This window comes from Mesorhizobium sp. M7A.F.Ca.CA.001.10.2.1 (genome assembly GCF_003998575.1).
GTDB lineage: Bacteria > Pseudomonadota > Alphaproteobacteria > Rhizobiales > Rhizobiaceae > Mesorhizobium.
The window spans coordinates 1-650 of record NZ_RZQY01001247.1 but is presented as its reverse complement, the minus strand read 5'-3'; the positions used below and the strand labels follow the sequence as shown (position 1 = coordinate 650).

Genomic DNA, 650 nt, shown 5'->3' with positions numbered 1-650 from the left:
GGCATAGGCATCGATGACCCCGGCGCCGATATCGGTCGATTGACGGCGCAAGCGGCGGCCGAGCTTGGGCTGAGCGAGAAATGCCGGGTCGGCGCCGGGGTCATCGATGCCTATGCCGGCGCGCTTGGCGTGCTCGGCGGCTTTGCCGGCGACGAACAGGACATCGGCCGGCATTTGGCGCTGATCGCCGGCACATCGAGCTGCGTGATGGCGATGTCGCCCGATCCGCAGCCTTTCGCCGGCGTCTGGGGGCCATACTACGGCGCGGCGCTGCCGAGACTGTGGCTGTCGGAAGGCGGCCAGTCGGCGACCGGCGCCCTGCTCGACCACATCATCCGCTGGCACGGCGCCGGCGGCGAGCCGGATGCCGCCATGCATGCGAAGATCGCCGGGCGTGTCGCCGAGCTGCGCGCCACCGAGGGCGACAACCTCGCCGCAAGGCTGCATGTGCTGCCCGACTTTCATGGCAACCGCTCACCGCTCGCCGATCCGCATGCGGTCGGCGTCGTCAGCGGGCTGACGCTGGACTCCTCCTTCGACAGCCTGTGCAAGCTCTACTGGCGCACCGCCGTCGGCATCGCGCTCGGCGTGCGCCACGTGCTGGAGGCACTGAACGAAAATGGCTATCTGATCGACACGCTGCACGTCAC

At 69.1% G+C, this 650-nt stretch carries 1 protein-coding gene; it reads left to right on the top strand.

The features are described 5' to 3' along the window. The coding region (locus EN964_RS36425; RefSeq protein WP_245490758.1) for an FGGY-family carbohydrate kinase at positions 1-650 on the top strand (650 nt) is incomplete at both ends.